Here is a 20,092-nt window from a genome sequence, read left to right as displayed (position 1 = left end):
TTTTATACCTCTCGGGCTGCGCAGCCAGTTCCCCGCGCGCCCCCCCACCCCCGGGCGCCCCCCCCGCAACGGCCGGCGGGCCCCGCCGTCGTGTCGGGCGGTCCCGTCCCGTCCGGCGGGGCGGGGCCGCCCTCCTGCGCAGGGGTGGGTCACCGGGCCCGGACCGCACGGGGTTCGGTGGGCGGTCCGGCCCCGGTTCCGGCGGTCAGGCGTCGCGTCGAACAGCCTCGAAGCGACGGCGCCGGAGCACCATGCCGGCCCAGCCGACGCCGATGGCGGCGGCGCCGGCGAGCAGCAGCGGGCCGGTGGCCGAGCCGCCGCCGACGGCGGCGCTGGCGGTCGGGACGACCGCGCCGGCCGGCTCGTTGGCGTTGCCGCCGTGCCCGTGGTGGGAGACGGTCGACTTGGCGAGGCCCGCGGTGATCTGGTCCTCGCTCGGCGCGGCCGGCGCCTGCGCGGCCAGGGCGGAGACCGGCTGCCCGGCGGTGGCGGCCTTGCCGAAGTCGATGTCGGAGCAGCTGTAGAAGGCCTCGGGGCTGTCGGTGCGCTGCCAGACCGTGTACAGCAGCTGGCGGCCGGTGCGCTGCGGCAGCGTGCCGGTGTAGTTGTAGTAGCCGTTGTCGGAGGTGCGGCTGGTCGGCACCACCGCGACCGGGGTCGGGTCCAGGTCGGACCACTTCAGCGGCTGGGTCGGGTCCCAGCTCTGCTTGGTGATGTAGACGGTCTGGTTGCCCTGGTGCGGCGCGGTGACGCGGAACTTGAAGGCGAGGCTGCCGGAGCTCACCGGGGTGGCGGGCCAGTCGGCGCGCGGCAGGTCGAGCGCCTTGTACTTGTCCCGGTTGGCCGAGCAGAGCTTGCCGTCCGGGATCAGCGCCTGGTGGTGGCCGTCCGCGTTGGCGATGTTGACCTCGTTCCAGTCGTAGAGCGGCTGGGTGCCGCTCATCGCCACGAGGTCCTTGCAGATCTGGGACTTGGGGGTCTCCGGGCCTTCGGCGTAGCAGGCGGCGACCCGGCTGACCGGTCCGGTCATCGTGCCGTGGGCACCGGCGGTGCCGGCGGTGGTGGCCGACACGGCGAGGACCGCGGCGCCGATCACGCCGACGGACAGGGCAGTTCGCTTGATGGACATGGGGTGGGGACTCCTTGACCGTGTTCCGGGCCGATGCGTGGGGGATGGACACGTCTGCCCTGGGGCCGCCGACCCGGCGCGCGGGCCCCGGCCAGAGCGTATGATTGGACTAGACCAACTGGCAATAGCCCGTTGTGGGCCACTTTTTGACGGACTGTAGCCGTAAGCGCAGCACAAAGGCCCGACGGGAAGCCGGAGTTAGGCATCCCATCGGGCCTGCTTAAGGCGGGGGAAAGGTCGTCGGCCGTGCGGCCGCCCGGTCGGGTGGCGGGCCGGCCGTCGGGGTCAGAGGAACGTCTTCCCCTCGCCCCGGTAGGTCGGGACGGTCCGCACCACCGCGTCGCCCTCGATCAGGTGCAGCTCGGCGAAGCGCTCGCACAGCTCGCCCGCCTTGGCGTGCCGGAACCAGACCCGGTCGCCGATCAGCAGGTCGTCGGCGGCCGCGCCGAGCAGCGGGGTCTGCACCTCGCCGGCGCCCTCCATCGGGTCGTAGCGCAGCCCCTGCGGCAGGTACGGCACCGGCGAGCGGTCCGGGCCGGCCACGCCGGAGGCCGGGTAGCCGCCGCCGAGGACCGTCACCACGCCGACCCCGGGCCGGCGCACCACCGGCTGGCCGAACAGCGCGGCCGGGCGCCCCCGGAATGAGCGGTAGTTGTCGAACAGCCGCGGCACGTACAGCCCGGAGCCGGCCGCCACCTCGGTGACCGCCCGCTCGGCGGCGGTCGACTCGACGCTGCCGGTGCCGCCGCCGTTGACGAACTCCAGCTCGGCCACCCGCCGCAGCTGCCGGACCACCTCGGCGCGGCGCGCGGCGAGCTCGGTCCGCGCCTTGGCCTGCATCAGCCGGACCATCCGCGAACGGACCGGCCGCCCGGGCACGTCGTCGCCCACGCCGGCGATGTGCCCCTCGTACGCCATCAGCCCGACCACCCGGAACCCCCGGCGGCGCTGCACCAGTTCGGCGAGGGCGGCCACGTCCTCGGGCGTGCGCAGCGGCGAGCGCCGGGCGCCGACCCGGACCCGGCCGCCCAGCAGGTGCAGCGCGGTGTCCAGCTCCAGGCAGACCCGCACCTCGGCGGAGCCGGCCCGGGCGGCGTCGATCAGGTCGAGCTGGGCCGGGTCGTCCAGCAGCACGGTGACGCCGGCGGCCAGCTCCGGGTCGGCGGTCAGTTCGGCGAAGCCGGCCCGGTCGGCGGAGGGGTAGGCGAGCAGGACGTCGCGCACGCCCGTGCGGGCCAGCCAGAGCGACTCGGCGAGGGTGAAGCTCATCACCCCGGCGAAGCCCTCCATCGCCAGCACCCGGTCCAGCAGGGCCCGGCAGCGCACCGACTTGCTGGCCACCCGGACGGGTTTGCCCGCGGCCCGGCGCACCAAGTCGGCGGCGTTGGCGTCGAAGGCCTCCAGGTCGACGACGGCCACGGGGCCGTCGAGGTGGGCGGTGGCCCGGTCGTACCGGGCGCGGTCGGCCGCCGGCGAGGGGGCGGGCGCGGTACGGGCAGCAGCTTCGAGCGTGGCCATGGCCGCACCTTGCCACACCCTCCCTACCGCCGGGTAGGGGTCGGACGCGGGACCTTCGGACCGTGTGGCCGCGGGGCGGGGTGGCATAGGGTCGGCCTGGTGGAGCGCAAGAACATCCCGAACCCAGGATTCGCCGCCGACGACGGCACCGCCGACCCCGTGCTGGCCGAGGCGCTCGCGCGCTGGTCGCAGGACCGCACGGCCGAACCGGAGCTGCTCGCCGCGCTGGCGCCGACCCGGCTGATGGTCCCGATCGTGGCCGTCCTCGGCGAGGTCGAGGTGGACGAGCACGGGCACAAGCACGAGAAGACCAGTGACATGGCCGTCCCGGTGGTCGAGGCCGCCGACGGCCGGCGCGCGCTGCCGGCCTTCACCTCGATGGAGACGATGGCCCGCTGGCGCGCCGACGCCCGCCCGGCGCCGGTCGCCGCGCCGCAGGCCGCGATGGTCGCCTTCTCGGAGCGGGCCGACACCCTGCTGGTCGACCCGGCCGGCCCGGTGACGTACCGGCTGTCCGGCGCCCGGCTGCGCGCGCTGGCGGAGAACCGGCCGTACCTGCCGCCGCTGGACGACCCCGAGGTGCGGGAGGCCGTCCGGGCGCTGCTGGCGGCCGAGCCGGAGGTGGTGAGCGGTCTGCTGGCGCCGTACCAGGACGGTGACGGGCTGCTCGCCGTGGTCTTCGACCCGGCGCTGGACCAGGCGGGCGTGCAGGCGGCCGCGGAGCGGGTGGGCCGGGCGGTGGCCGCCGACCCGGTGCTGCGGGTCCGGCTCGACCGGGGCCTGAGCCTGGCGGTGCTGCCCGCCGGCGCCGCGTTGCCGGGCGAGCCGCTCCACCGGCGCTGAACGCGCGGGTGCCCCCTCGGACCGGGTCCGAGGGGGCACCGCCGTGTCCGGGGAGGGGTCAGGCGTAGACGGGGCCGGTGAACTTCTCGCCCGGGCCCGCGCCCGGCGCGTCCGGGACGAGGGAGGCCTCGCGGAAGGCCAGCTGGAGCGACTTCAGGCCGTCCCGCAGCGGGGCGGCGTGGAAGTTGCTGATCTCGGGGGCGCCGGCGGTGACCAGCCCGGCCAGCGCGGTGATGAGCTTGCGCGCCTCGTCGAGGTCCTTGTCGGCCTCGCCTCCCTCGGCCAGGCCGCACTTCACGGCGGCGGCGCTCATCAGGTGCACCGCGACGGTGGTGATCACCTCGACGGCCGGGACCTCGGCGATGTCCCGGGTGAGGTCGTCGAAACCGATCGCCTCGTCGTCCGCGGCGGGGTTCTGGGTGGGCTCGCTGCTCAAGGGGGGCTCGTTCCGTCGTGCCGGTGTCCGTACAGGGCGAGCGTACAAGGGCCGGTGGGAAGGGGCGGAATAGCGTTCGACCCCTGTGGGCTGTATGCTTCGAGACTGACCGGCCAGGAGCCCTGAGGGCGCCCGGCCAGCAAGAGGAGGCTCCACCCAGGAGGCCCGAGAGGGCAACCGCGAAAGTCTCCCACCCGATCGGCCTCGCGGTCGACGGGTCCGGTCCGCGACGGGCGCCCAGGCGCCGAGTCGCCCGCAGCGTCCCTCACCGGACGCGGCCCCCGGTTGTGTGGAGCCCCGCTTGTACCGAGCGGGGCTTTTTTCGTGTCGCGGTGCATGCAGTGCCTAGCAGCAAGTCAGGCAGCGCAGCACGAATGAAGCCCCGCCCAGTGGTCGAGTCCACTACGTGCGACCGCCGTCCGACGGCCGCATCGCAGAAGGTGCAACCGAGGAGGCCCCATCAGCACCGAGCCCCGCATCAACGACCGGATTCGCGTCCCCGAGGTGCGACTCGTCGGTCCCAGCGGCGAGCAGGTCGGCATCGTGCCGCTTGCCAAGGCGCTGGAGCTCGCGCAGGAGTACGACCTCGACCTGGTCGAGGTCGCGGCGACCGCCCGGCCGCCGGTGTGCAAGCTCATGGACTACGGCAAGTTCAAGTACGAGTCGGCCATGAAGGCCCGTGAGGCGCGCAAGAACCAGGCGCACACGGTCATCAAGGAGATGAAGCTCCGGCCGAAGATCGACCCGCACGACTATGACACCAAGAAGGGTCACGTCGTCCGGTTCCTCAAGCAGGGCGACAAGGTCAAGATCACGATCATGTTCCGCGGTCGTGAGCAGTCCCGCCCCGAGCTGGGCTTCCGACTGCTGCAGCGGCTGGCGAACGACGTCCAGGACCTGGGCTTCGTGGAGTCCTCGGCCAAGCAGGACGGCCGAAACATGATCATGGTTCTCGGCCCGCACAAGAAGAAGACCGAGGCGATGGCCGAGGCCCGCGCCCTCGCGGACGCCCGCAAGGCCGAGCGCCAGGGCCGGACCACCGGCCCCGACGACGCCGAGGTCGACGAGGACGCAGCGCTTGAGGCCGAGAACGCCGCGGCCGAGGCGGAGGCCGACACGGCCGACGACGAGGTCGAGCAGCCGGCCGAGGCCTCCCAGGACGCCTGAGCCTTCACGGCCAGGGCGGCCCGGGTGACCGGCCACCAAGGGTGACGGGGCGTCCCGCCCGGTCACCGCAGATCCATCCTTCACGCCCGCGCGGCGCACACCGCGCGGGCGTGGACGGACCGACGAGGAGATACGGCGAAATGCCGAAGCAGAAGACGCACAGTGGCGCCAGCAAGCGCTTCAAGATCAGTGGCTCTGGCAAGGTGCTGCGCGAGCGCGCCGGCCGCCGCCACCTCCTGGAGCACAAGCCCTCGACGCTGACCCGCAAGCTGGCCGGGACCGTCGAGCTGGCCCCCGCTGACGCCAAGAAGATCAAGAAGCTTCTCGGCAAGTGATCGCGCTCCCGCCCGGCGTCAGCCGCGTGCGGGACAGCTGATCCTTCCCGACCCATTCGAATGACGGACCGCGTGAAGTAGTCCGTGGTCCAACCCAAGGAGTAATCAAGTGGCACGCGTCAAGCGGGCAGTCAACGCCCACAAGAAGCGCCGGGTCATCCTGGAGCGCGCCAGCGGCTACCGTGGCCAGCGCTCGCGCCTGTACCGCAAGGCCAAGGAGCAGGTCACCCACTCGCTGGTCTACAACTTCAACGACCGCAAGAAGCGCAAGGGCGACTTCCGTCAGCTGTGGATCCAGCGCATCAACGCTGCGGCCCGTGCCAACGGCATCACCTACAACCGCTTCGTGCAGGGCCTGAAGGCCGCCAGCGTCGAGATCGACCGCAAGATGCTGGCCGACCTCGCGGTGAACGACCCGGGCGCCTTCGCGTCGCTGGTCGAGGTTGCGCAGAAGGCGCTGCCGGCCGACGTGAACGCCCCGAAGGCCGCCGCCGACGCCGCCTGATCCCCTCCTGGATCAGCAGTCGCACAGACCGGACCCGCAGGCACCTCCTGCGGGTCCGGTTTTGCGTTCCGCCGTCGTCCCGCGCCCGCCGGGTCCCGCGGCCGGGTCCCGCGGCCGGGTGCCGCGGCCCCGGGTTCCGCGTGCCGCCGCCGGACGGCGTCCCGGCGTCCTCGCGCCTTTCCGCGTCCGCCGTCGTTGAACTCCCCGGGTGCCTCCGCCGGCCCCGCACCGCCGCCGGCACCGCACCGCACCGCCACCGGCTCCCCGCCACAGAGACGAGACCATGCCGAGCACCGACACGCCCCTGCTCACCTCCCTGCGCTCGCCGCGCGTCGTCGCCGCCCGCCGGCTCGCCAAGCGGAACCAGCGCACCAAGGAGCGCCGTTTCCTCGCCGAGGGCCCGCAGGCCGTCCGCGAGGCCGTCGCGTTCGGGAAGCTGCCGGGCACGGCCGAGCACGCCGTGGTCGAGGTGTACGCCACCCCGGAGGCCGCCGAGCGGCACGCCGGCATCGTCGACGCCGCCCTCGCCGAGGGCCTGCCGGTGCTCACCGCCACCGACGAGGTCATCGCGGAGATCTGCGACACCGTGACCCCGCAGGGCATCGTGGCGCTCTGCCGCTTCATCGACACCCCGTTCGCCGAGGTGCTCAAGGCCCGCCCGAAGCTGGTCGCCGTGCTCGCCCACGTCCGCGACCCCGGCAACGCCGGCACCGTGCTGCGCACCGCCGACGCGGCCGGCGCGGACGCCGTGGTCCTCACCGACGCCTCGGTGGACCTGTACAACCCGAAGGCCGTCCGGGCCTCCGTCGGCAGCCTGTTCCACCTCCCGGTGGCCGTCGGCGTGCCGGTCGAGGAGGCGGTCGCCCGGCTGCGGGAGGCCGGCGTGCGGGTGCTCGCCGCCGACGGCGCGGGGGAGCGCGACCTCGACCAGGAGCTGGACGAGGGCACGCTGGGCGCACCCGGCGCATGGGTGTTCGGCAACGAGGCCTGGGGGCTCCCGGAGGAGACCCGCGCACTCGCCGACGAGGTGGTGCGCGTGCCGATCCACGGACACGCCGAGAGCCTCAACCTGGCCACGGCCGCCGCCGTCTGCCTCTATGCCTCCGCCCGGGCGCAGCGCTCGCCCGGAGGGTGTCGCGCACAGGGCCAGGGGCGCTAGGGTCTGCCTCGGTGGGGGGAAAGACACGGTGGGTAATCGGGGAGGACACCCATGGTCGGCAGCAGGCCAGAGCTCGATCCGGACGACCTGCCGGACGGCCTGGTGGTCGCCGACGCCCGGGGCCGGGTGGTCTGCTTCAACCGGGCCGCCGCCCGGCTGACCGGCATCCGCCCGCAGGCCGTGCTCGGCAGCCCGCTGGAGGAGGCCCTCCCGCTGGAGGACCTCGACGGCCGCCGCTGGTGGCAGCTGACCGACCCGTACGGCGGCCTGGCGGTCCGCACCAGCCAGCCGGAGCGCAACCTGCTGCTGCCCGGCGGCCGTGAGGTGCTGGTCTCCGCCCGGTACGTGCGGGAGTGCCCGCAGGGGCCGCTGGAGCGGCTGGTGATCGCGCTGCGCGGCACCGAGGCGCGCCGCCGGACCGAGCGCAGCCACGCCGAGCTGATCGCCACCGTGGCGCACGAGCTGCGCTCGCCGCTCACCAGCGTCAAGGGGTTCACGGCGACGCTGCTGGCCAAGTGGGAGCGGTTCACCGACGGGCAGAAGCGGCTGATGCTGGAGACCGTCGACGCGGACGCCGACCGGGTCACCCGGCTGATCGCCGAGCTGCTCGACATCTCCCGGATCGACGCCGGCCGGCTGGAGCTGCGCAAGCAGGTGGTCGACCTGGCCGCGGCGGTGCGCCGGCACGTGGAGCGCAAGGTCGCCACCGGCATCCCCGAGGACCGCTTCGACATCCGGATCGGCGGGCCGCTCACCGTGCTCTGGGCGGACCCGGACAAGGTCGACCAGGTGCTGGGCAACCTGCTGGAAAATGCGGTGCGCCACGGTGAGGGAACTGTCACGATCGAGGTGGCACCGGCCAAGGAGGTCGTCGAGGCACCCGTCTGGGAGCGCTCGGGCACCCCGCCCCGCACCGTGGAAGGCACTGCAGTCACCGTGAGCGACGAAGGAACGGGCATCCCCGAGGAGTCGATGCCGCGCGTCTTCACCCGCTTCTGGCGCGGCTCCAAGCGCGGCGGCACGGGCCTGGGCCTCTACATCGTCAAGGGCATCGTGGAGGCCCACGGCGGCTCGATCCGCGTCGACCGCGCGCCCGGCGGCGGCGCCCGGTTCCGATTTATCCTGCCCGCCGGGGTGCCCGACTTCATGCTCTGAAGGAGCACGAGCGACGAACACGACCACGTGTGAGTCGAGGGCCCGGCGGGCACCGAGGCAGCCGCGCTACGCGCTGCGACTACACTCGACCTTTGGCGTTGCGCAACGCCCTGCGCGGCCGTGCCGCGGACAACCTCCCCGGGAACCGAGGCGGGGGCTGCCCGTGCCCCGGCCACGCCGGGCGTGACGCGAAGGTCGCGAGCCCCCCCTTTACCTGAGCACGGACGAGCAGGAGCACGGGAAAGATAGAGATGTCGGCACCCAACAAGTCGTACGACCCGGTCGAGGTCGAGGCCCTCAAGCCCGAGGTGGTGGAGCAGGCCCGGGACGAGGCCGTGCAGGCCTTCGCCGCCGCCGCCTCCCTCGACGAGCTGAAGCAGGCCAAGGTCGCCCACACCGGCGACCGCTCCGCGCTCTCCCTCGCCAACCGCGAGATCGGCGCCCTGCCCCCGCACGCCAAGGCCGCCGCCGGCAAGCTGATCGGGCAGGCCCGCGGCGCCGTCAACCAGGCCCTCGCCAAGCGCCAGGCCGAGCTGGAGGCGGAGCGCGACGCCCGCGTGCTGGTCGAGGAGGCGGTGGACGTCACGCTGCCCTACGACCGCGCGCCGCGCGGCGCCCGGCACCCGCTGACCACGCTGGCCGAGCGCATCGAGGACACCTTCGTCGCGATGGGCTACCAGGTCGCCGAGGGCCCCGAGGTCGAGGCGGAGTGGCTGAACTTCGACGCCCTCAACCTGGGCCCGGACCACCCGGCCCGCTCGATGCAGGACACCTTCTTCGTCCAGGCCCCGGACGGCTCCGCCGACTCCGGCGTGGTGCTGCGCACCCAGACCTCCCCGGTCCAGGCCCGCACGATGCTCGACCGTGAGCCCCCCGTCTACGTCGTCTGCCCCGGCCGGGTCTACCGGACGGACGAGCTCGACGCCACCCACACCCCGGTCTTCCGGCAGGTCGAGGGCCTGGCCGTGGACGAGGGCATCACCTTCGCCGACCTCAAGGGCACCATCGAGCAGCTGGTCTCCAAGCTGATCGGCGACGGCCTGGAGCTGCGCTGGCGCCCCTCGTACTTCCCGTTCACCGAGCCGAGCGCCGAGATCGACCTGCAGTGCTTCGTCTGCCGCGGCGAGTCCGTCGGCAACCCGGACAAGCCCTGCCGGACGTGCTCCTCGGAGGGCTGGATCGAGCTCGGCGGCTGCGGCGTCGTCAACCCGCGGGTGCTGGTCGCCTGCGGCGTCGACCCGAACCGCTACAGCGGGTTCGCCTTCGGCCTGGGCCTGGAGCGGATCCTGATGAACCGTCACAACGTCGCCGACATGCGCGACATGGTCGAGGGTGACGTGCGCTTCACCCTCCCGTTCGGGATGGAGATCTGATGCGCGTCCCGCTTTCCTGGCTGCGCGAGTACGTCGACCTGCCGGCCGGCGAGACCGGCCGCGACGTGGCGGAGCGGCTGGTCCGGGCCGGCCTGGAGGTCGAGACCGTCGAGCAGATCGGCGCCGACCTCAAGGGCCCGCTGGTGGTCGGCCAGGTGCTCTCCATCGAGGAGCTGACCGGCTTCAAGAAGCCGATCCGGCACTGCTTCGTCAACGTCGGCGACGCCAACGGCACCGGCGAGCCGCAGGAGATCGTCTGCGGCGCGACCAACTTCGCGGTCGGCGACAAGGTCGTCGTCGTGCTCCCGGGCGCCGTGCTGCCCGGCCCGTTCCCGATCGCCGCCCGGCAGACCTACGGCCACACCTCGGCCGGCATGATCTGCTCCGCCCGCGAGCTGGGCATGGGCGACGACCACAACGGCATCATCGTGCTCCCGCCCGAGTACGAGCCCGGCACCGACGCGATCGAGCTGCTCCAGCTGGTCGACGAGGTGCTGGACATCGCCGTCACCCCGGACCGCGGCTACTGCCTCTCCATGCGCGGCGTGGCCCGCGAGGCCGCCGCCGCGTACGGGCTGCCGCTGGCCGACCCGGCGCTGCTCGACGTGCCGCCGGCCAACTCCTACGGCTACCTGGTCAAGGTCGCCGACCCGGCCGGCTGCGACCGCTTCGTGGCCCGCACCGTGGTCGGCCTCGACCCGGCCGCCAAGTCGCCGATCTGGCTCCAGCGCCGCCTCCAGAAGGCCGGCATCCGCCCGATCTCGCTGGCCGTCGACATCACCAACTACGTGATGCTGGAGGTCGGCCAGCCGCTGCACGCCTACGACAAGCAGCGGGTCGACGGCCCGATCCTGGTCCGCCGGGCCGAGGACGGCGAGACCCTCACCACCCTCGACGGCGTCAAGCGCAAGCTCTCCGCCGAGGACCTGCTGATCTGCGACAACAGCGGCCCGATCGGCCTGGCCGGTGTCATGGGCGGCGCCTCCACCGAGATCCTCGACCCGGCCGCCGGCCCGGGCACCACCGAGGTGATCATCGAGGCGGCGCACTTCGACCCGGTCGCCATCGCCCGCGGCGCCAAGCGGCACAAGCTGCCGTCCGAGGCGTCCAAGCGCTTCGAGCGCGGCGTCGACCCGGAGGCCGCCCGCGCCGCCGCGCAGCGCGCCGTGGACCTGCTGGTGCTGATCGCCGGCGGCACCGCCGAGGCGGGTGTCACCGACATCGCCGCCCCGCACCCGCTGCGCACCATCACCATCGCCGCCGACCTGCCCGACCGGGTCGCCGGAACCGCGTACGGCCGCGAGACCGTCACCCGGCGCCTGCAGGAGATCGGCTGCTCCGTCGCGGGCGCCGACGTCCTGGAGGTCACCCCGCCGACCTGGCGCCCCGACCTCACCGACCCGTACGACCTCGCCGAGGAGGTCATCCGCCTGGAGGGGTACGACAACGTCCCCGCCCGGATGCCCACCGTGCCGCCGGGCAAGGGCCTCACCGAGGCCCAGCGCACCCACCGCCGGGTCGGTGTCGCGCTGGCCGCCGCCGGCTACGTCGAGGTGAACAACTACCCGTTCGTCGGCGAGGCCGCGTTCGACGCGCTCGGCCTGGAGAAGGACGACCGGCGCCGCCGCACGGTGAAGCTGGTCAACCCGCTCAACGACGAGGAGCCGGCGCTGCGCACCACGCTGCTGCCGGGCCTGCTCGGGGCGCTGCGCCGCAACGTCGGCCGCGGCAACACCGACCTGGCGGTCTTCGAGACGGGCACCGTCTTCCTCCCGAAGGACGAGCTGTACGTCGCGCCGCGCCCGGCCGTCGACCGCCGTCCGAGCGACGAGGAGCTGGCCGCGCTGGACGCCGCGCTGCCGCACCAGCCGCGCCGGGTCGCCGTCGCCCTCGCGGGCGAGCGGCTGCCGTCCGGCTGGTGGGGCAAGGGCGCCCAGGCGGGCTGGGCGGACGCCGTCGAGGCGGCCCGCACGGTCGCCCGGGCCGCCGGCGTCGAGCTGACCGTGCGCCAGGGGCAGCTGCTGCCCTGGCACCCGGGCCGCTGCGCCGAGCTGGTCGTGGCCGGCACCGACCGCGTGGTCGGCCACGCGGGTGAGCTGCACCCGCGCGTGGTCAAGGCGCTCGGGCTGCCGGAGCGCACCGCCGCGATGGAGCTCGACGTGGACCTGCTGACCGAGGACGGAACCGGGCGGGTCTCCGGCCCGGCGGTCTCCGGCTTCCCGGTGGCCACCCAGGACGTCGCGCTGATCGTGGACTCCGCCGTCCCGGCCGCCGAGGTCGAGGCCGCGCTGCGCAACGGCGCCGGCGAGCTGCTGGAGGCCATCCGGCTGTTCGACGTGTTCACCGGCGAGCAGGTCGGCGAGGGCAAGAAGTCGCTGGCGTACGCGCTGCGCTTCCGCGCCACCGACCGGACGCTGACCGCCGACGAGGCCACCGCCGCCCGTGAGGCGGCCGTCGCCGAGGCCGTCGCCCGTACGGGTGCGGTGCTGCGCGGCGCCTGACGCGCAACGCCCGAAGGGCCCCGCCGGATCCCGGATCCGGCGGGGCCCTTCGTCGTTCCCGACTTGACGCGGCGTCGGATATCTTCTTAACTCATTAACTATGGAAGTAGATAAACCGCAGCAGGGGGACCAGCCCTCGCCGATCGAGTTCCGCCTGGACCCGGCCTCCGGCGTCCCGACCTACCTCCAACTGGTGCAACAGGTCGAACAGGCGCTGCGGATGGGCTGGCTGACGGAGGGCGACCGGCTGCCCCGGGTGCGCGAGGTGGTGGCGGGGCTGGCGATCAACCCCAACACCGTGCTCAAGGCGTACCGCGAGCTGGAACACCGCGGGCTGGCCGCCGGCCGGCGCGGCCAGGGCACCTTCGTCCGGGGGCTGCCCGCCGGCGTCGTGCCGCTGCGCGAACGGGCAGCGCTGCGTAGGGGGTTGCTCGACTGGCTGCGCACCGCGCGGGCGGCCGGGCTGGACGAGGAGGGCATGGCCGCGGTGTTCGAGGACGCGCTGCGCGACCTCCGCGAGGGACGGGACGGGGTGGTGGCGTGAAGGCGCCCGACACGGTGATCGACTGCGGCGGGCTGGGCAAGCGCTACCGCCGCTCCTGGGCGCTGCGGGACTGCCATCTCGCCGTCCCCGCCGGGCACGTGGTGGCCCTGGTCGGCCCCAACGGCGCCGGCAAGTCCACGCTGCTCAACCTGGCCGCAGGCCTGACCGCCCCGACCGAGGGCGCCCTGACCGTGCTCGGCGGCGAACCGCCCGGCTCGCCGGGGGCGTTGGACCGGATCGGCTTCGTCGCCCAGAACGCCGCGCTCTACCCGGGCCTGGCCGTCCGCGACCTGCTGCGGATGGGCCGCGGCCTCAACCGGCGCTGGGACGAGGCGCGGGCCCGCACCCACCTGAACGGGCTCGGCATCCCGCTCGACCGCAGGTACGGCCGGCTCTCCGGCGGCCAGCAGGCCCAGGTCTCGCTCGCCCTCGCGCTCGCCAAGCGGCCCGAACTGCTGCTGCTGGACGAGCCCCTGGCCGCCCTCGACCCGCTCGCCCGGCACGACTTCATGGCCGTGCTGCTGACCGCCGTCGCCGAGGACGGCCTCTCGGTGATCTTCTCCTCGCACGCCGTCGCCGAGCTGGAGCAGACCTGCGACTACCTGGTGGTGCTGGGCGGCGGCCGGGTCCAGGTCGGCGGAGAGGTGGACGACCTGCTCGGCGCACACCGGATGCTGACCGGTCCCACCGCCGAGGCCGACGCCGTCGCCGCCCGGCTCCCGGTGGTCCGCGACCGGCGGGCCGGCGCCCAGTCCCACCTGCTGGTGCGCACCGGCGGGGTGGACGCCCCCGTCGGCGGCAGCTGGCGCCAGCAGCGCGTCGGCCTGGAGGAGTTGGTGCTCGCGTACCTGCGCGAGCCGGCCGCCTCCGCACTTCCCGGCCCGCGCGGGGCCGTCCGTCGAGACGAGAGGGTTCTGCTGTCATGAGTGCCGTCACCGCCGCTCCCGCCGCCTTGTCCCGCAGCGGGGTGCTCCTCGCGGCGTGGCTCCGCCACCGGTCCTCGGTACGGACGCTGCTGGGTGTGCTCGCCGCCCTGGTCCTGGTGCTCGCCGTCACTGGGTACTTCGTGCACGCGGGGTTCGACCGTTCCGGGGCGGGCGGCTGCGACATGGCGACACGGGCCTGCAACGAACGCTGGAAGGGCTTCCTGCGCGAGTACGGCACCGAGCTGATGGTCGGCGGCAACATCGTCTACCTGCTCGGCGGCGTGCTCGGCGCCTTCGCGGGCGGTCCGCTGCTGGCACGGGAGTTCGAGCACGGCACGGTCCGCTTCGCCTGGACCCAGGGCGCCGGGCGCACCCGGTGGGCGGTGGGCGGGCTGGCCGTCGTGGGCGGCGTGCTGGCGGCCGCGACGGCGGGGGCGGCCGTGGTGGCCCACTGGTGGATCGCGCCGCTGGACGGCTCGGGGAGCCGGTTCGCCCCACTGCTCTTCGCGAGCGCCCCGCCGGCCCTGGTCGGCCGGGTCCTGCTGGTGTTCGGGCTGACCGTGCTCGCGGGCGCGGTGCTGCGCCGGACGGTGGTGGCGGTGGGGATCGGCGTGGCGGCGTCGGTGGTGACCGTCCTGGTCGCCGAGTCGCTGCGGTTCCACTACCGGACCCCGCTGCAGGACACCGTGCACACGCTGGCGCAGTCCTCGGTCGACCACCGCTGGACGGGCGCCAGCTGGATCACCGACCCGGCCGGCAACCGGATCGGCAGCGGCGAGCTCTTCGACCTGGGGCACGACTTCTACGGGGCCCAGAAGCTGGTGAGCGAGGGCGGCTACACCGTGCACGAGACCTACCAGCCGGACGATCGCTACTGGTCGTTCCAGTTCGTCGAGTTCGGCTGGACGGCCGCGGTCGCGGTGGTGCTGTGCGCGGCGGCGCTCTGGTGGGTGCGCCGTAGGGCGGTCTGATGCGCCGGTTTTGAAGATATTCCGTCAAAGGCCTTGCGGGGGTGGGGGATGAGGGCGCTACCTTCTCGTTAGGAAACTTTCCTAACTTCCCCCGAGGAAACGGAGCGTCGAATGCGCCCCCAGCACCACCGTGCCCTCCGCATAGCCCTCGCCGCCGCCCTGGTGGCCGCACCCGCCACGGTCGCGGCCGCCGGGGCCGCCCAGGCCGCCCCCGCGGCCGCGTCGGCCGTCCAGCTCAAGGGAGCCGGACTGGACGACCCGCACAAGAAGGACATCGCGATGCAGCTGGTGTCCAGCGCCGAGAACTCCTCGCTGGACTGGAAGGCCCAGTACAAGTACATCGAGGACATCAAGGACGGCCGCGGCTACACCGCCGGCATCATCGGCTTCTGTTCCGGCACCGGCGACATGCTCGACCTGGTCGAGCACTACACCGACCTCAAGCCCGGCAACGTCCTCGCCAAGTACCTCCCCGCGCTGCGCAAGGTCAACGGCACCGAGTCGCACGCCGGCCTCGGCTCCGCCTTCGAGCGCGACTGGGCGACCGCCGCCAAGGACGGCGTCTTCCAGCAGGCCCAGAACGACGAGCGCGACCGCGTCTACTTCAACCCCGCCGTCAACCAGGCCAAGGCCGACGGCCTGCGCGCGCTCGGCCAGTTCGCCTACTACGACGCCATCGTCATGCACGGCGGCGGCTTCGACCCGGCCGGCTTCGGCACCATCCGCAAGAACGCCCTGAAGAAGGCCAAGTCCCCCGCCCAGGGCGGCGACGAGGCCACCTACCTGAAGGCCTTCCTGGACGCCCGCAGGGCCGCCATGAAGCTGGAGGAGGCCCACTCCGACACCAGCCGCGTCGACACCGAGCAGCTGGTCTTCCTCAACGCCAAGAACTTCGACCTGAACCCGCCGCTCAAGTGGAAGGTCTACGGGGACAGCTACGCCATCAACAGCTGATCCCACGCCATCCCCGCGGCGGGGCGCCGGTGTGCCCGGCCCCCCGCCGCGGGGCACGCGCGTTAATCCGGATGACGCCCGAACGGACGTGCTGCTAGCGTCCCGGGTGTGGCAAAGCTGAACCAGATCATCGCCGTCGAAAAGGGCGTCAAGTCGAAGTCCTTCCAGGAGCTGACGCACTCCCACCAGGACCTGCAGAAGCCCGCGCTGCTGGCCGGCATCTCCCGGACGTACCAGCCCAAGGACGAGGAGGGCGAGGAGCTTCCCCCCGAGTCCACCCGGGTCCAGGTCAAGGCCGAGGACGTCCTGCGGACCACCGCCGCTACCCTGACCCGGCTGTTCGACGTCACCGCGACCAAGGACTGGGCCAACACCGCGGCCCGGGCCGACGTGGTGGTCGACGGGCGGACGCTGGTCGCCGCAGCCCCGGTCACCTACCTGCTCTTCCTGGAGAAGCAGCTCACCGACCTGCGGACCTTCGTCCGCAAGCTGCCCGTGCTGGACGCCTCCGAGGCGTGGAACCTCGACGCCTCCACGGACTCGTGGAAGACCGAGGCGGTGCGCACGATCCGCACCAAGAAGGTCCCGCGCAACCACGTGAAGGCGGAGGCGACGGAGAAGCACCCCGCACAGGTCGAGGTCTACTACGAGGACATCGCGGTCGGCTACTGGACGACGGTGAAGTTCTCCGGGGCCCTTCCGGCCCGGCGGGTGAACGAGCTCCTGGAGCGGGTCGAGAAGCTCCAGCAGGCCGTCCAGTTCGCCCGCGAGGAGGCCAACAGCGCCGAGGTCACCGACCAGCGGGTCGGCGACGCGGTGTTCGGCTACCTGTTCGGGTAGCCCCATGATCGCCCCCGTGTGAGAACGGGGGTGGCGCGAAGAGCGCAAGCTGACACTGAAGTTGAAGCTGACATCAGGGAACACGGTGGAGGTTCGAGTCCTCCCCCCGGCACCACGCGCCGGGGTGGCCCAACATGGCAGAGGCACCCCTGTGAAACTCAGACTCTCGCTCAAGTCTCAGCATTCGCCGCCGAGCGCCGGATCGACCGGGTGTGTGCTTCAAGCATTAGGTTGCGGGTTCGACTCCCGTCTGCGCCTCTCCCATGGCGCGGTAGCTTTAATGGCAGAGCGAATGCTGTGAGACTGACCCACACCCTTAAACGTGCCGGCGCAGAGCAATTGGGTGGCACCTCAGGGGCCCGGGAGCTGGATACCGCTCCCGGGCCCCGTCACCGTTCCCGGGCCGGTCAGGCGCCGGCGGTGTAGTCGTAGAAGCCGCGGCCCGACTTGCGGCCCAGCAGGCCCGCGTCGACCATCCGGGAGAGCAGCGGGGGAGCCGCGTACAGGGGCTCCTTGTACTCGTCGTACATCGACTCGGCGATCGAGACGATGGTGTCCAGGCCGATCAGGTCGCACAGCCGCAGCGGCCCCATCGGGTGGGCGCAGCCGGCCTCCATGCCCTTGTCGATGTCGGAGGCGGTGGCGACGCCCGACTCGAACATCCGCACCGCGGAGAGCAGGTACGGCACCAGCAGGGCGTTCACCACGAAGCCGGCCCGGTCCCGGGCGCGGATCGGCTCCTTGCCGAGCACCTGGGTGGCGAAGGCCTCGACCCGCTCGGTGGTCGTGGCCGAGGTGGTCAGGGTGGGGATCACCTCGACCAGCTTCTGCACCGGTGCCGGGTTGAAGAAGTGCAGGCCGATGACCTGCTCCGGGCGCGAGGTGGCGGCGGCCAGCTTCACGATCGGGATCGACGAGGTGTTGGAGGCGAGGATGGCGTCCCGGCGCTCGACCACCTGGTCCAGCGTCTGGAAGATCTGGACCTTGATGTCCTCGCGCTCGGCGACCGCCTCGACCACCAGGTCGCGGTCGGCGAAGTCGGCGAGGTCGGTGGTGAAGGCCAGCCGGGCCAGCGCGTCGTCGCGCTGCTCCGTGGTCAGCTTGCCCCGCTTGACGGCCGTCTCCAGGGAGTTGGTCAGCCGGGTGCGGCCGAACTCCAGCGCCTCCCCGCTGGCCTCCGACACCAGGACGTCCAGCCCCGCCCGGGCGAACACCTCCGCGATGCCCGACCCCATCAGGCCGCAGCCGATCACTCCGACGCGCGCGATGTCACTCACTCAGTTGCCCTTCGGTGGTGCTGGGGGTGCGGCCCCAGCGACAGGTGTCCCAGCAAGCTGCTGTTCAGCGGGCCGGTGCACCGGAATGCGTGCACCGGTGCACCGCCCCGACGACGTTACTACTCCGTACCGGCGAGTAGGTCATCCCCTCCCCGCCGCGGCCGGCCCGCCGGGAGGCTGAGCCGAACGGGTGAGCCGCCCGCCGGAACCCGTGCGCCCGGGTTCCGCGACGCCCGCGGCCGGACAGAATGCGGGACGGCCGGGGCAGGCGAAGGCCGGCGGCGGCCCGGGGCGGCCCGGGCCCACGGCCGGTGGCGGCCAGCCGCCGCCGGCAGGCGAAGGGAGTCGGGGATGGCAACGGGATCGCTCACAGGACAGGTCGCCCTGGTCACCGGAGCAGGCCGGGGCATCGGCCGGGAGATCGCCGTCGGCCTCGCCGCCGAGGGCATGGCGGTCGGCCTGGTCGGCCGCACCCACGAGACCCTCACCGACACCCTCAAGGAGTGCGCCCGGCACGGCGCCCGCGGCGTCGCCGTCACCGCCGACGTCACCCGCCCCGGCTCGGTCCGCGAGGCGGTCCGGGTCGTCGAACGCGACCTCGGCCCGGTCGACCTGCTCGTCAACAACGCCGGCCAGGTCGACAGCGCCGAGGTCCCGCTCTGGGAGACCGACGCCAACCAGTGGTGGCAGGTCGTCGAGACCAACCTGCGCGGCCCCTACAACATGCTGCGCTGCGTCCTGCCCGGCATGGTCGAACGCCGCCGCGGCCGGGTCGTCAACCTCAACTCCGGCTTCGCGCTGCGCCCCGACGGCCACTACACCGCGTACGCCACCTCCAAGGGCGCACTGCTCCAGCTCTCCGACAACATGGCCGACTCGCTCGCCGAGCACCAGGTGGTGGTGCTCGACATCAGCCCGGGCGCGGTCGCCACCGACATGACCGCCGGGATGCCGATGTTCGCCTCCATGAAGACCTGGGGCTCCATCCCGTACGTGGTCGCGGTCATCGTGGACGCCGCCCGCGGCCGCTTCGACGCCCTGCACAGGCGCTTCATCCACGCCGGCCGGGACAACCTGGAGGAACTGGTCGGCCGCGCCGAGGAGATCCGCGCCTCCGACGCCCGCACGCTGCGGCTGCGCCCGTACGGGCCCGACGACCCGATGGGCTAGCGCCGCTCCTCGGGTCCGGGCCTTGCAGACCCGGGGCGCCCCCCGGGCGGGGGAACCGGCCGGGGTCACCGGGAGGGGGCGGCGGCTTCGGCGGTGCGGGTGCGGTGCAGGAGGTACGCGCCGGAGGCGGCGGCGAGGACGGCCATGCAGGCGGTGAAGACGAGGCCGGCGTCGGCCAGGCCGAGCGGCTCGCTGAGCAGGCCGACGCCGATGACCGGGATCGAGATGCCGAAGTACGCGACCACGAACAGCGCCGAGAGGGCGCCGCCGCGGTGCTCGGCGGGCGCGGCCGCGGCGATCTCGCCCACCGCGCCGCGCAGGCCCATGCCCTGGCCCGCGCCGCCCACCAGGGCGCTGAGGACCAGCGGCGGCAGGGTGGTCCAGGCGAGGGAGACGGCGAGCAGGGCCAGCCCGGCGATCAGGACGAGGCAGCCCAGCGGGACGGCCCGCGCGGTGCCGAGCCGGGGTACCAGCAGCTGGCCGAGGGTGGAGGCGAAGAAGGCCGCGAAGACGATGAGGCCGACGGCCGCGCGGTTGTGGATGCCCAGGTCCTCGGCGAGGAACGCCGGGCTGACCGAGGTGAACACGCCGAGCAGGGCGAAGCCGGTGAAGGCGGCGACCCCCGCCGGGACGAAGACCCCCCGCACCTCGGGCGGCAGCCGGGGGCGCTGCGGGCGGGCCGTGCGCAGCGGCCGGGCGCCGGGGACCGTCTCCGGGAGGAACCAGGTGACCGCGAACGAGGCGGCGAGCAGCACCAGGTGCACCACGAACGGCAGGACCAGGGGCCGGGGCGCGTACTCGGCGAGGAAACCGGACAGCAGCGGTCCGCAGCCCAGCCCGCCCATGTTGGCGGCGGTCGCGACGAACCCGGCGCGGGCCCGGCGTCCGGGCGGGGCCAGCTCCAGGACGTACGCGGTGGCGGTCCCGGTGAACAGGCCCGCGGACAGGCCGGACAGCAGCCGGCCCAGGCAGAGCAGCGGCAGGCCCTGTTCGGCGAGGAAGGCGACCGCGCTGCCGGCCGCGAGGGCCAGGCCGCAGAGCAGGACGGGCCGGCGCCCGACGGAGTCGGAGACGTTGCCGACGAGCAGCAGGACGCCGATCACGCCGAAGGCGTAGACGGCGAAGACCACCGTCACCATCAGCTCGGAGAAGCCGATCTCCTCCTGGTACAGGCCGTACAGCGGGGTCGGCAGGGTGGTGCCGGCCATGCAGACGGCGAAGGCGGCGGCGGCCCCGAGGTAGGCCCGGCGGCCCGCGGCACCCCGGCCGGTCCGGCGGTTGGTCATCCG

19 protein-coding genes are annotated in these 20,092 nt (G+C 73.4%); 14 read left to right on the top strand and 5 right to left on the bottom strand.

The genetic code is table 11. From position 1 onward, the window contains the following. Positions 1-205 precede the first annotated feature (205 nt). Positions 206-1,129 (bottom strand): lytic polysaccharide monooxygenase, encoded by a 924-nt coding sequence (locus ACFC1F_RS24445; protein ID WP_376161263.1) that lies wholly within the window; start codon positions 1,127-1,129, stop codon positions 206-208. 285 nt (positions 1,130-1,414) lie between these two features. Then, a complete protein-coding gene (locus ACFC1F_RS24440; protein ID WP_376161261.1) occupies positions 1,415-2,647 on the bottom strand; it encodes an amino acid deaminase/aldolase in 1,233 nt (410 codons plus the stop codon). A 99-nt stretch (positions 2,648-2,746) separates the two neighbouring features. On the opposite strand from ACFC1F_RS24440, the gene ACFC1F_RS24435 reads away from it, so the two are divergent. Further along, positions 2,747-3,490 (top strand): SseB family protein, encoded by a 744-nt coding sequence (locus ACFC1F_RS24435; protein WP_376161259.1) that lies wholly within the window; start codon positions 2,747-2,749, stop codon positions 3,488-3,490. A 58-nt stretch (positions 3,491-3,548) separates the two neighbouring features. On the opposite strand, the gene ACFC1F_RS24430 is transcribed toward ACFC1F_RS24435, so the two are convergent. Then, entirely contained in the window at positions 3,549-3,926 is a 378-nt protein-coding gene (locus ACFC1F_RS24430) for a DUF1844 domain-containing protein (RefSeq protein WP_209415201.1), read from the bottom strand. A 459-nt stretch (positions 3,927-4,385) separates the two neighbouring features. On the opposite strand from ACFC1F_RS24430, the gene infC reads away from it, so the two are divergent. From infC to ACFC1F_RS24370, 12 genes are all read left to right on the top strand, one after another. Further along, on the top strand, positions 4,386-5,093 hold the full coding sequence (gene infC, locus ACFC1F_RS24425; protein ID WP_209415245.1) for a translation initiation factor IF-3: 708 nt from the start codon (positions 4,386-4,388) through the stop codon (positions 5,091-5,093). Positions 5,094-5,233: 140 nt separating this feature from the next. Continuing rightward, positions 5,234-5,428 carry a 50S ribosomal protein L35 gene (gene rpmI, locus ACFC1F_RS24420; RefSeq protein WP_030055648.1) on the top strand — a complete coding sequence of 65 codons (195 nt, stop codon included), beginning with the start codon at positions 5,234-5,236 and terminating at the stop codon, positions 5,426-5,428. A 109-nt stretch (positions 5,429-5,537) separates the two neighbouring features. Continuing rightward, a complete protein-coding gene (gene rplT, locus ACFC1F_RS24415) occupies positions 5,538-5,933 on the top strand; it encodes a 50S ribosomal protein L20 (RefSeq protein WP_030055649.1) in 396 nt (131 codons plus the stop codon). A 283-nt stretch (positions 5,934-6,216) separates the two neighbouring features. Beyond that, a complete protein-coding gene (locus ACFC1F_RS24410) occupies positions 6,217-7,092 on the top strand; it encodes a TrmH family RNA methyltransferase (RefSeq protein ID WP_376161257.1) in 876 nt (291 codons plus the stop codon). A 51-nt stretch (positions 7,093-7,143) separates the two neighbouring features. Continuing rightward, positions 7,144-8,247 carry an ATP-binding protein gene (locus ACFC1F_RS24405; RefSeq protein ID WP_209415204.1) on the top strand — a complete coding sequence of 368 codons (1,104 nt, stop codon included), beginning with the start codon at positions 7,144-7,146 and terminating at the stop codon, positions 8,245-8,247. A 251-nt stretch (positions 8,248-8,498) separates the two neighbouring features. Further along, the gene (gene pheS / locus ACFC1F_RS24400) at positions 8,499-9,620 is read left to right on the top strand and encodes a phenylalanine--tRNA ligase subunit alpha (protein WP_209415205.1); all 1,122 of its coding nucleotides are present in this window, start codon (positions 8,499-8,501) and stop codon (positions 9,618-9,620) included. Next, the gene (gene pheT / locus ACFC1F_RS24395) at positions 9,620-12,121 is read left to right on the top strand and encodes a phenylalanine--tRNA ligase subunit beta (protein WP_376161254.1); all 2,502 of its coding nucleotides are present in this window, start codon (positions 9,620-9,622) and stop codon (positions 12,119-12,121) included. Before pheS ends, pheT begins: the two co-directional genes overlap by 1 nt. Positions 12,122-12,221: 100 nt before the next feature. Continuing rightward, positions 12,222-12,665 (top strand): GntR family transcriptional regulator, encoded by a 444-nt coding sequence (locus ACFC1F_RS24390; RefSeq protein ID WP_209415207.1) that lies wholly within the window; start codon positions 12,222-12,224, stop codon positions 12,663-12,665. After that, positions 12,662-13,591 carry an ATP-binding cassette domain-containing protein gene (locus tag ACFC1F_RS24385; protein WP_376161251.1) on the top strand — a complete coding sequence of 310 codons (930 nt, stop codon included), beginning with the start codon at positions 12,662-12,664 and terminating at the stop codon, positions 13,589-13,591. Before ACFC1F_RS24390 ends, ACFC1F_RS24385 begins: the two co-directional genes overlap by 4 nt. Next, positions 13,588-14,562, top strand: coding sequence for an ABC transporter permease subunit (locus ACFC1F_RS24380; protein ID WP_209415209.1), 975 nt, complete (start codon positions 13,588-13,590; stop codon positions 14,560-14,562). The genes ACFC1F_RS24385 and ACFC1F_RS24380 overlap by 4 nt, the downstream gene beginning before the upstream one ends. Positions 14,563-14,673: 111 nt before the next feature. Continuing rightward, a complete protein-coding gene (locus ACFC1F_RS24375; RefSeq protein WP_376161249.1) occupies positions 14,674-15,516 on the top strand; it encodes a chitosanase in 843 nt (280 codons plus the stop codon). A 108-nt stretch (positions 15,517-15,624) separates the two neighbouring features. Continuing rightward, entirely contained in the window at positions 15,625-16,356 is a 732-nt protein-coding gene (locus ACFC1F_RS24370; RefSeq protein WP_209415211.1) for a hypothetical protein, read from the top strand. Between the two features lie 407 nt (positions 16,357-16,763). Here ACFC1F_RS24370 and ACFC1F_RS24365 read toward each other — a convergent pair whose 3' ends face one another. Next, a complete protein-coding gene (locus ACFC1F_RS24365; RefSeq protein WP_209415212.1) occupies positions 16,764-17,633 on the bottom strand; it encodes a 3-hydroxybutyryl-CoA dehydrogenase in 870 nt (289 codons plus the stop codon). 351 nt (positions 17,634-17,984) lie between these two features. Between ACFC1F_RS24365 and ACFC1F_RS24360 the strand changes: the two genes are divergently transcribed. Continuing rightward, positions 17,985-18,803, top strand: coding sequence for an SDR family NAD(P)-dependent oxidoreductase (locus ACFC1F_RS24360; protein ID WP_376161246.1), 819 nt, complete (start codon positions 17,985-17,987; stop codon positions 18,801-18,803). A 65-nt stretch (positions 18,804-18,868) separates the two neighbouring features. Here the strand turns inward: ACFC1F_RS24360 and ACFC1F_RS24355 are convergent, their stop codons facing one another. After that, entirely contained in the window at positions 18,869-20,089 is a 1,221-nt protein-coding gene (locus ACFC1F_RS24355) for an MFS transporter (protein WP_376161244.1), read from the bottom strand. Between the last annotated feature and the right edge of the window lie 3 nt (positions 20,090-20,092).

This window comes from Kitasatospora sp. NPDC056181, assembly GCF_042266225.1.
GTDB lineage: Bacteria > Actinomycetota > Actinomycetes > Streptomycetales > Streptomycetaceae > Kitasatospora.
Note: the sequence above shows the minus strand (reverse complement) of the source record. Positions and strands in the feature narration are given on the sequence as shown.

Bases quoted from the DNA above. Each gene is read 5' to 3' on its own strand.
- ACFC1F_RS24445 (WP_376161263.1), bottom strand. From the start codon at position 1,129: ATGTCCATCAAGCGAACTGCCCTGTCCGTCGGCGTGATCGGCGCCGCG.
- ACFC1F_RS24390 (WP_209415207.1), top strand. From the start codon at position 12,222: ATGGAAGTAGATAAACCGCAGCAGGGGGACCAGCCCTCGCCGATCGAG.
- ACFC1F_RS24440 (WP_376161261.1), bottom strand. From the start codon at position 2,647: ATGGCCACGCTCGAAGCTGCTGCCCGTACCGCGCCCGCCCCCTCGCCG.
- rpmI (WP_030055648.1), top strand. From the start codon at position 5,234: ATGCCGAAGCAGAAGACGCACAGTGGCGCCAGCAAGCGCTTCAAGATC.
- ACFC1F_RS24410 (WP_376161257.1), top strand. From the start codon at position 6,217: ATGCCGAGCACCGACACGCCCCTGCTCACCTCCCTGCGCTCGCCGCGC.
- ACFC1F_RS24375 (WP_376161249.1), top strand. From the start codon at position 14,674: ATGCGCCCCCAGCACCACCGTGCCCTCCGCATAGCCCTCGCCGCCGCC.
- ACFC1F_RS24405 (WP_209415204.1), top strand. From the start codon at position 7,144: ATGGTCGGCAGCAGGCCAGAGCTCGATCCGGACGACCTGCCGGACGGC.
- pheS (WP_209415205.1), top strand. From the start codon at position 8,499: ATGTCGGCACCCAACAAGTCGTACGACCCGGTCGAGGTCGAGGCCCTC.
- pheT (WP_376161254.1), top strand. From the start codon at position 9,620: ATGCGCGTCCCGCTTTCCTGGCTGCGCGAGTACGTCGACCTGCCGGCC.
- ACFC1F_RS24360 (WP_376161246.1), top strand. From the start codon at position 17,985: ATGGCAACGGGATCGCTCACAGGACAGGTCGCCCTGGTCACCGGAGCA.
- ACFC1F_RS24355 (WP_376161244.1), bottom strand. From the start codon at position 20,089: ATGACCAACCGCCGGACCGGCCGGGGTGCCGCGGGCCGCCGGGCCTAC.
- ACFC1F_RS24380 (WP_209415209.1), top strand. From the start codon at position 13,588: ATGAGTGCCGTCACCGCCGCTCCCGCCGCCTTGTCCCGCAGCGGGGTG.